This window comes from Bacillus sp. MM2020_4, assembly GCF_011250555.1.
In the GTDB taxonomy this organism is placed as follows: domain Bacteria; phylum Bacillota; class Bacilli; order Bacillales; family Cytobacillaceae; genus Neobacillus.
The window spans coordinates 67,910-77,050 of the sequence record NZ_JAANMZ010000021.1 but is presented as its reverse complement, the minus strand read 5'-3'; the positions used below and the strand labels follow the sequence as shown (position 1 = coordinate 77,050).

At 36.7% G+C, this 9,141-nt stretch carries 9 protein-coding genes; 8 read left to right on the top strand and 1 reads right to left on the bottom strand.

Annotated elements, in window-relative coordinates; genetic code table 11:
* Positions 1-89: 89 nt before the first annotated feature.
* The 5 genes from G6554_RS14295 to G6554_RS14275 all read left to right on the top strand — a co-directional run bounded on the left by G6554_RS14295 (position 90) and on the right by G6554_RS14275 (position 3,840).
* Positions 90-1,025 carry a DNA/RNA non-specific endonuclease gene (locus G6554_RS14295; RefSeq protein ID WP_166242972.1) on the top strand — a complete coding sequence of 312 codons (936 nt, stop codon included), beginning with the start codon at positions 90-92 and terminating at the stop codon, positions 1,023-1,025.
* 153 nt (positions 1,026-1,178) lie between these two features.
* Complete coding sequence (locus G6554_RS14290) at positions 1,179-1,622, top strand: cell wall hydrolase (protein WP_166242970.1); 444 nt, start codon at positions 1,179-1,181, stop codon at positions 1,620-1,622.
* Positions 1,623-1,737: 115 nt separating this feature from the next.
* Positions 1,738-2,235 carry a GNAT family N-acetyltransferase gene (locus G6554_RS14285; RefSeq protein WP_166242968.1) on the top strand — a complete coding sequence of 166 codons (498 nt, stop codon included), beginning with the start codon at positions 1,738-1,740 and terminating at the stop codon, positions 2,233-2,235.
* 146 nt (positions 2,236-2,381) lie between these two features.
* Positions 2,382-3,215 (top strand): sugar nucleotide-binding protein, encoded by an 834-nt coding sequence (locus tag G6554_RS14280; protein WP_166242965.1) that lies wholly within the window; start codon positions 2,382-2,384, stop codon positions 3,213-3,215.
* A 79-nt stretch (positions 3,216-3,294) separates the two neighbouring features.
* Positions 3,295-3,840, top strand: a complete 546-nt coding sequence (locus tag G6554_RS14275; protein WP_166242963.1) for a DUF1697 domain-containing protein — start codon at positions 3,295-3,297, stop codon at positions 3,838-3,840.
* Positions 3,841-3,936: 96 nt separating this feature from the next.
* On the opposite strand, the gene G6554_RS14270 is transcribed toward G6554_RS14275, so the two are convergent.
* A complete protein-coding gene (locus G6554_RS14270; protein ID WP_242637909.1) occupies positions 3,937-5,445 on the bottom strand; it encodes an MDR family MFS transporter in 1,509 nt (502 codons plus the stop codon).
* Between the two features lie 162 nt (positions 5,446-5,607).
* On the opposite strand from G6554_RS14270, the gene G6554_RS14265 reads away from it, so the two are divergent.
* The 3 genes from G6554_RS14265 (at position 5,608) to G6554_RS14255 (ending at position 8,954) form a co-directional block, all read left to right on the top strand.
* Positions 5,608-6,042 carry a MarR family winged helix-turn-helix transcriptional regulator gene (locus G6554_RS14265; RefSeq protein ID WP_166242961.1) on the top strand — a complete coding sequence of 145 codons (435 nt, stop codon included), beginning with the start codon at positions 5,608-5,610 and terminating at the stop codon, positions 6,040-6,042.
* Positions 6,043-6,262: 220 nt separating this feature from the next.
* Complete coding sequence (locus G6554_RS14260; protein ID WP_207343084.1) at positions 6,263-7,801, top strand: spore germination protein; 1,539 nt, start codon at positions 6,263-6,265, stop codon at positions 7,799-7,801.
* Between the two features lie 13 nt (positions 7,802-7,814).
* Positions 7,815-8,954, top strand: a complete 1,140-nt coding sequence (locus tag G6554_RS14255) for a Ger(x)C family spore germination protein (protein WP_166242959.1) — start codon at positions 7,815-7,817, stop codon at positions 8,952-8,954.
* Positions 8,955-9,141: the final 187 nt, after the last annotated feature.

Genomic DNA, 9,141 nt, shown 5'->3' with positions numbered 1-9,141 from the left:
CTATTATAAGAAGGTTTACTATGTTAATTTATGATTTATTAAAAATATCTCTAGAATGTTCTGTGAAGAATACGATAAGGAGTCCTAAAATGAAAAAGAAAATAAACTATTTACTCTTACTTTTAACTGCCATCTTAATAGTTGGTTGCACTAACGTAGAAGATGTATCAAATACTGCCGGAAAAGCTGATTCACAAGAAGTAACTACAAATAATAGTGAAAAAGAAAAAACTACGACTGAAAAACAAGTAGTAGAGGAAACATCAACTGAATCAAAAGATCAACAGTTTAAAGGTTACAAACTTATTGAAGTTGATGGTGGTGATTTGTCTGGACATCGCGAACCTAACGTTGTCGTTGACATTGGGTTTGGGGAACGAGAATATTGGGCCTTTACGAATGAACACGGGCAATTAGTTCATGTCATTGCTGACGAAATCGTTCTACAAGATGATCGTACCGAACCTGTTACATCGTCTGGCAGATACTACGCGGATGAAGCAAAAGTTCCTGGTGTAGAAAGAGCAGATTTAGATGAAGGACATATCATTGCAGATTCGCTCGGCGGGGTATCCAATGCTTACAATATTACTCCACAAGAAAGTACGCTTAACCGACATGGTGATCAGGCATATATGGAAGATGCCATTCGTAAAGCTGGTGGGGCTATACATTTTGAAGCAATTATCACCTATCCTAATACAGAAACGCAGATTCCTTCTCATTATAAATACACTTACACGTTAAAAGGGAATAAGATTGTAGATGAGTTTGATAACGCCAACCCTGATGAGATAAATAAATCTCTAGGCTTAACTGAAAGTAAATCAACTAACTCAAATAATTCAACTAGTTCGAATAAGTCGAATGGAACTAAAGATATTTCTAGTGTTGACACAAACGGTAATGGACAGGTAACGATTAAAGAAGCAAAAGCAGCAGGTTATAGTATGCCAATAACGAGTGATCACTGGTTATATCCATATATGGATGATCGAGATGGTGATGGCTTAGTAGGTGAATAATAAAACAACTCACAAAGAAGATAGGCATCAAAGTAATGCAATAGTCATCATTTTACTTATAAATTGTATGTGATAAAAACTAAGAATTCTTATTATATGGGCAATGACATGAATGTTGGCTTTTTTTCATACAATAATTTTGGAGGTGATGATATGCCTAGAGTAAGGGCTAGAAGTCATGATGTAGATGAAATGGCCAGAATGATGAGGGCGGAAGCAGAAGGCGAAGGCCAGCAAGGAATGTTATATGTTGGAAATGTCATAATAAATCGTGTTGTTGCACAATGCTTGGATTTCAAAAGTGTAAACAATATTCATGATGTATTATTTCAAGTACAAGGTGGAAATTATTCTTTTGAAGCTGTGCAAAAAGGGAATGTATTTTATCAAAGATCAAGAATTTCTGAAAGAAGATTAGCACAACAGAATATTAATTCCTGGAGAGATCATCCTGCTAAATATGCACTTTGGTACTTTAATCCAACGGCACCATCGTGTCCTCCTACATGGTACGGTCAACCCCATACTGGTCAATTTAAAGAGCACTGTTTTTATGAACCAAAACCTGGAACATGTGACAGTGTTTATAGGGGTTAAGCTTACTCTTTGAAGTAAGCTTTTTTACATAGATGGCAGTTATATGTTTATTTTCACTTAACAGGTCAAAAGAAAAGGCCTTATTGGGTATAAAAACACTAGGGGGGATCAACTTTTGATACAAGTAAAAAGTTTGGAACAGTGTGAGCATGGATTGTTGGACTTTTTAACGGATATGATGTATGAATCCATTCATATTCCTGAAAACAAGCCGTCTAAAGAAGAACTATTAAATTCTCCACATCTTAAAAAATATAGTGAGGATTGGGGAAGAAAAGATGATAGAGCAATAATTGCTTTTGAGGATAATTTTCCGGTTGGTGCTGCTTGGTATCGCCTTTATACAGAAAATCAAAAAGGTTATGGATATGTTGATGATAAGACTCCAGAACTAGGTATAGCTGTAATGAAAAGTGCAAGAGGGAAGGGAATTGGTAAACTGCTCATGGAAAAATTAATTGAAACAGCTTCAAGTGATGGTTTTTCATCGTTATCTTTGAGCGTTGACCCTAAAAACACTCAGGCAGTACAACTTTACAAGAAACTCGGATTTGAACAATGTGGTCAATCAGGAACATCTTGGACAATGATATATACTATTTATTCCAATTAGAGATTCAGGTGTCCAGTTAAATACTTAGATCATTTAAGATTACCAACGAAGACATTTAGCTGGAAATCGTCTTTTTTTAACTTCAGAAACTATGCCGTATCTTTTTTAGGTTGTTATTCGTTTAATACTATAAATGAGGGAATGGGATGGGGGAAATTGTGATAGAAAAGGTACTTATTCTTGGTGCAAGTGGTCTTGTAGGAAGAGCTTTAATCGATGAATTTAAAGATGGATTTGACCTTTATGGAACATATTCTACTTCGTTCACCAAGCTCCCTAATCATAAGCAGTTCCAATTGGAAGTTCAACAAATCGATAAATTGAGGGAAATGATACGTTCAATAAAACCCGACATTGTTATTTCTTGCATAAGAGGAGAGTTTGCTCATCAACTGAAGTTTCATAAAGAATTGGCAATTGAATTACGAAATAGCAGTAGTCGTTTGTATTTCTTTTCTACAACCAATGTATTTGACGGTGACTTTTCAAAACCACACACAGAAACAGATATACCTATATCAGAATCAGATTATGGGAATTTCAAAATTGACTGTGAGCATATGCTACTAGATAGATTAGAAGATCAAGCAGTGATTATCAGAATCCCAGCGATATGGGGGACTCATTCCCCAAGATGGAACTTAATCAAAGAAAGCATAAGAAATAATAAAATAATTGATGTGTACAGCAATTTAGTCCGTAGCAATCTTTTGGATGTTCAGTTGGCAAAACAACTAAGGTTCATTATAAAAAATAAGCTAAAAGGCATCTTCAACTTAAGTACAACGGATCTGATGACTGAGGCCCAATTCTATGATGAGATCATACGTACCCTTGCAAGGGAAAAGAGCATATTACGGTATAGCTTTTTTCAAGATAATGAGGACACACGATACTTTGCATTGATATCAACTCGTGATGATATGCCAGGTTCTCTACAAAGCACGAATACAGATATTATTTCTTTATTGTTGAGATAACCTTTTCTCCTTACTTACCTACAGGTATAGCCAATATGATATAGTGGATAAATAAGGAAAAGGGGAAAGGAGATAGGTGATGGTTTATATCGCTCTATTACGGGGAATTAATGTAGGTGGAAATAATAAAATTGACATGAAATTACTTAAACAAACGGTTGAAAACGCTGGGATGTGTGATGTAGTCACATACATCAATACAGGTAATATTATCTTTTCATACAAAGGCCTTTCAAAATATGAACTAGCGTGTATATTGGAAGAAGCGATTCATAAAGATTTTGGATTTCAAATCAAAGTAGTCGTACGAGATATCGACGATGTCAAAGAAATCATTAAAGCAATTCCTGACATATGGAAAAACGACAAAGACATGAAAAGTGATGTTATGTTTTTGTGGGATGAAATTGATGATGAATCTGTCCTTAAGAATCTGATCGTTACGCCAGAAATAGATACGGTGAAATATGTCCCTGGCGCGATCCTATGGTCGGTTGACAAGAAAAATGTTATCAAAAGCGGAGTGTCAAAGATTGTTGGATCAAGGATATACAAACAAGTAACGGTAAGAAATGTGAACACCACGCGTAAGATATATGAACTGATGCAAGCACAAAACAGGTAGTCCTTAGGTAGAGGTTTTGAGGAATAAATATTCAGAGGAAATCTGAGAAGATTTTTATAAAAAGGAAAGCCGCCATCATCATTGGCGGCTTACCGTTTAATGTTGTACTTTCTCTTGATGCTCCATTACCTTCTTGTGTGATGGAAGGAAGAAAGTAGCGATGAGGTTTGCAACCCCAATAAAAAACACGAGAATAAACACGAGGTGCATTCCATGGGCTAGTCCCTCGTGGATCATCGTAAGGACACTTGCAGGCAGCTTGTCCATGTTTTCTGAACTTAAAGCATCGCTAATATTACCTCCAGCGCTCCATCCTCCGGAATGTTCTTTTCCATACGTAATCAGCGAGTTGTTAAAAATTGTACCAAAAATAGCAACCCCAACTGTTTGGCCAATGGACCGCGTAAAGGTGTTTGATGCAGTTGCTGCTCCACGCATTTGCCAGCCAACCGCCGACTGAACAAGGACGGTTGTAGGAGTTGTTGCATAACCCATGCCCAGACCAATGACAATCATAATTCCTACAAAATACCAATATGGTGAGTCAAGTTCGATAGCAAGCAGCCAAGTTCCACCGAGGGCAATCAAAACTGCACCCAGAATAGCTGTAAACTTTGAACCTATTTTATACATATAACGCCCGGCAAAAGTGGCACCTAGAGGCCAGGCAATCGACATTGGCATGAGTGTAAGGCCTGAGCTCGTGGCACTATGGCCAAGAATGGTTTGAATCCACATAGGCAAATACACATTAACCCCAATGAGGACAGCACTTGCTAGGAAGCCGATGAAATTGGATACGAGAATTACAGGAATCCTAAATAATGAAGGAGGTAGCATCGGTTCCTTCACCTTGGTCTCTATATAGCCAAACAGCACAATAAAGATTACCGCAACAGCAAATAATGCATATATAGCTGTTGAATTCCATGCATATTTCTGCCCAGGACCAGCATTTAGAAGAGTATATAATAGTGTTGATATTCCAATGGTAAAAGTAATTGCGCCAAGATAATCAATTTTTCGGTCCTTTTTCAAATCGACTGTTTCATGGAAGAAGACCGTGATTAACACTAGCGACACTAAACCAACCGGCAAATTAATATAGAAAATCCATCGCCAGCTAATTTGGTCGACAAAGAAACCGCCTACCAATGGGCCAAGAAGTCCAGCAATTCCCCAGACTGAACTAAATACTCCTTGCATTTTGGCACGTTGTTCACCAGGGTAAAGGTCACCGATGATGGTAAACGTTAACGGCATGACCGCACCAGCCCCAATTCCTTGAAAAGCACGGAACCAAATTAATTGAGTCATCGTCTGTGCTGCACCCGACAACATCGAGCCAGCCACAAACAAGATCACTCCCGTGATAAAAACTTTTTTCCGGCCGAATAAATCAGCTAATTTTCCATAAATTGGTGTCGTAACAGAAGTGGTAAGCGTATAGATGGCAAATACCCAGCTGATTAACTTTAACCCGCTGAGGTCACTGACAATCTGCGGCATCGCAGTACTGACAACGGTGACATCTATGGCAACTAATAGTATCGCAACCAGCATCGCAACGGTGACCATTTTACGATTCGTACTTTTTTTTGGCATGTTTTGTCTCCTTTATTTTTAAAAATAATAGAATGAAAAAACAGTAAATTGTCAAGATGTTGACTAAATCAGTTTAAGATATCTTCGTAATTTGGTCAATACATTGACTAATTTTATTTATTTTATTAAGATTGTCAATAAAATAGAGACGCGGAGGTTTGTATGGAAGATGTAAAAACAAACATGACGTTAGATTTTTTTAGGCTATCTAATCTATTAGGTAGATATGGAGCAAAGATGGTGGCAGATGTTGGACTTACCAGCATACAGCAATGGGTAATCCTAAGAACCATTATTACTAGAGGAGATATTTCCATTGGAGAGTTAAAAGAAGAAATGCTGGTAACAAAACAAAATATGACTGGAATGATCTATCGACTACAGCAATCAAATTTAGTTACGCTTTTTCAAGACCACGAAGATAAAAGACGAACCAGGGTGAAAATTACAGAGGAAGGAATTCGTGTTTATGAGCAATTGAAAACCTTACGAAATGATTTTAATGCCCAGACATATCATATTTATAGTGATCAAGAAATAATGATTTTAAGCGATTTACTTGGCAGACTTGTGGATCATTTGAAAGAGGGGGAGTAAAGAGTCCCTTATATCAGTAAATTTTGATTCGTGACCAGGTCTAAACGTGGAATGTAAATTAACAAGCAGGGCCATTAGGCCTTGCTTTTTTTATGGGCAACGGAGCATCCTCCAAATAATGGAATGAACTGCAACTGAAAAGTAACATGGAATGATTGCCGATTGTTTTCTCAAAGTTGGAAATACTACGCGTAACTAACAAAAAGTAGGTGAAGTTAAAATGCCACGAAAAATGGACTTCGGCAAAAACCGCGATAGTAACCATATTCAAGAGGGAAATAATGGGACATCATTAAGATACAATCTTGAATCCAATATTGAATTCTTTACTCACATATTTAATGGAGATGAAACCCTAAGAATACGGAAGTTTCAAAATAAATATTTCTCAGATGTTACTTTTTGTGTAATTTATTTGGATGGAATGGTGAATACAGAAATAATAAATGAAAATATTATCCAACCGATTATGCAAAATAATTTATTTGAAGAAATTTCATTGATTCAACTTTTGGAAGAACTGCAAAATAAAATAATTGTCTCAAATAATGTAGTGAAAGAACACGATACGAACAAAATGGTTCGTTCTTTAATTAGCGGAGATACAGTGTTATTCATCAATGGGTATGACATTTCATTAATTATTGATTCAAAAGGCATGCAAATGAGATCTATTTCCGAACCCGAATCTGCAAGGGTGGTACGGGGACCACGGGAAGGATTTACTGAAGCAATTATGACAAATCTTAGTTTAATAAGGAGAATCATCAATAATCAGGACTTAAAGATGAAATTTAAAGAGATTGGCAAAAGAACGCATACCAAAACATGTATATGTTATATCGAGGGCTTGGCCTCTACAGAAATAATAACTGAACTCGAACAGCGATTGGATGCGATTGAACTTGATGCGATATTAGACTCAGGTTACATACAAGAATTGATAGACGATGCTCCTTTTTCACCATTTGAGACCGTTGGTTATAGCGAAAGGCCAGATGTGATTGCAGCAAAATTATTAGAAGGAAGGATAGCCCTTGTCGTAGATGGAAGTCCCTTTGTATTGACAGTACCATACATATTAATTGAAGGCTGGCATGCAAATGAAGACTATTATAATAATTATATATTTGCAACCTTTAACAGACTTCTCAGAATGATAGGAGCATTTGTAGCAACGGGGTTACCCGCTATTTTTTTAGCCATTACGTGTTTTCATCAGGAAATGCTGCCAACTCCATTACTGATTAGTATATCCGCATCTCGTATGGGCGTTCCTTTTCCAAGCATTGTCTCATTGATTGGTATGCTTTTAGTATTTGATATTATTCGAGAAGCAGGAATTAGGATGCCAGCCCCGATAGGTCAAGCTGTTAATATTGTAGGAACATTAGTATTGGGACAGGCTGTCGTGGAAGCAAAGTTAATCAGTGCGCCTGTCGTCATCATTACTGCTTTATCGGGGATAATGACATTATTAAGCCCTACCATGATAGGAATTGTAGTTTTAGCACGGTTCTTTTTATTGTTTTTATCAGCAGTTATGGGTATATATGGATATATATTTGGAATGATATTAATAATAATTCATGTCTTGAATATTCGCTCCTTTGGTGTTCCTTACTTGTTAGGTATGACAACTGTGAAGAATCATAATAGTCAAGACATTTGGGTTCGGGTACCATGGTGGTCTATGACCCTAAGGCCAAAAATTATAGGCGCTAAAAACTTGGTAAGACAAAGTAGAAAAAACAGGTAGGTATAGTTTCTATATGAGAATTAAAAAATGCTTATTAACGATTACTACCATACTTTGCTTCTCCATTCTTTCTGGATGTTGGAATTACCGAGAAATTGAGGATTTGGTCGTTGTCGGGGGGGTAGCCATCGATAAAGGAAAGGATGGTCGAATCTTCCTTACGGTTGAAACTATTCAAATGGAAGCTGGGGCAGAACATCCAACTCAATCCAAAAGTTTTACTATAAGTGGAAAGACTATTTTTGATGCAGTTCGAAACGAAATTGCATTGACGGGAAAAAGATTATATTGGAGTCACAATAAGGCCGTGATTATCAGTCAGGATATTGCGAAGGAAGGAATTCTAGAGATACTTGATTGGTTTCACCGAGATTCTGAAACGAGAGCGGATATTAATATTCTTGTTTCAAAAGAGAAAACGGCAAGAGAAATCCTTTTGGGCGAACCAGCTCCCAAGGAAATAGTGTCTTTAGCATTAGAAGAAATGCTTAAAAATCAGAAGTCATTAAACAAAGCCCCTGTTGTGAAAATATGGAAGGTTATTAATGAAATTGAGGCATCTGGAATTGTCACCGCTTTACCGGTGGTAGCATTACAAAAAAGATTACCTAAAATGAATGGGACGGCCATTTTTAATAAAGATAAACTGATAGGATTCTTAGATGGCGAGGAAACGGAAGCTTTCTTATTTGTTCGAGATGAAATTAGGGGAGGATTACTCGTAGTGGGTAAAGAAGACGACATTACATCTTCACAAATTTCCTTAGAAATTTTTAAAAGTAAAACGAATCTTAAACCCACTATTAATAAGGCTGACATTAAAATGAACATCCATATCGATACCACCGTTACGATAGATGAAATTAACGGCAAAAAGAACTATATGGAAGAACGTAAAAAAGACTTGCTGGAAAAGAGTTTTGAAAAAATAGTAAGTCAACGAGTAGAGAAAGTTATTAAACATGTACAAAGTGAATACAAGGTTGATATTTTTGGCTTTGGAGAAAAAATTCGAGAAGAGGATCCACAGGTATGGAATCAAATTAAATCATCATGGGAAAATAAGTTTCAATATTTACCGGTTAATGTTACATCGAATGTACATATAAAAGGCAGTGGTATGCTTGCAGAGCCGTTAAAAAGGGGAGATTAACCTGTTTATAATTCCTTTGGTCGTATATGCTGTTTTATTCATGTATGAGTTTATTCCCTTATATAAACAAAAGTATTGGCAAGACTTCTGGTTAAATGCCATTTTGGGTTTATGTTCTTTTACAGTTGCTTTAGTCTTAAGTTTTGGGGGGAAAATACCTAGCCCTGCTATCCCCATACAAAACGTA

Excerpts from the sequence above, each read along its gene's own strand:
- G6554_RS14270 (WP_242637909.1), bottom strand. The coding sequence starts at position 5,445 with ATGCCAAAAAAAAGTACGAATCGTAAAATGGTCACCGTTGCGATGCTG.
- G6554_RS14280 (WP_166242965.1), top strand. The coding sequence starts at position 2,382 with ATGGGGGAAATTGTGATAGAAAAGGTACTTATTCTTGGTGCAAGTGGT.
- G6554_RS14260 (WP_207343084.1), top strand. The coding sequence starts at position 6,263 with ATGCCACGAAAAATGGACTTCGGCAAAAACCGCGATAGTAACCATATT.
- G6554_RS14265 (WP_166242961.1), top strand. The coding sequence starts at position 5,608 with ATGGAAGATGTAAAAACAAACATGACGTTAGATTTTTTTAGGCTATCT.
- G6554_RS14255 (WP_166242959.1), top strand. The coding sequence starts at position 7,815 with ATGAGAATTAAAAAATGCTTATTAACGATTACTACCATACTTTGCTTC.
- G6554_RS14295 (WP_166242972.1), top strand. The coding sequence starts at position 90 with ATGAAAAAGAAAATAAACTATTTACTCTTACTTTTAACTGCCATCTTA.
- G6554_RS14290 (WP_166242970.1), top strand. The coding sequence starts at position 1,179 with ATGCCTAGAGTAAGGGCTAGAAGTCATGATGTAGATGAAATGGCCAGA.
- G6554_RS14275 (WP_166242963.1), top strand. The coding sequence starts at position 3,295 with ATGGTTTATATCGCTCTATTACGGGGAATTAATGTAGGTGGAAATAAT.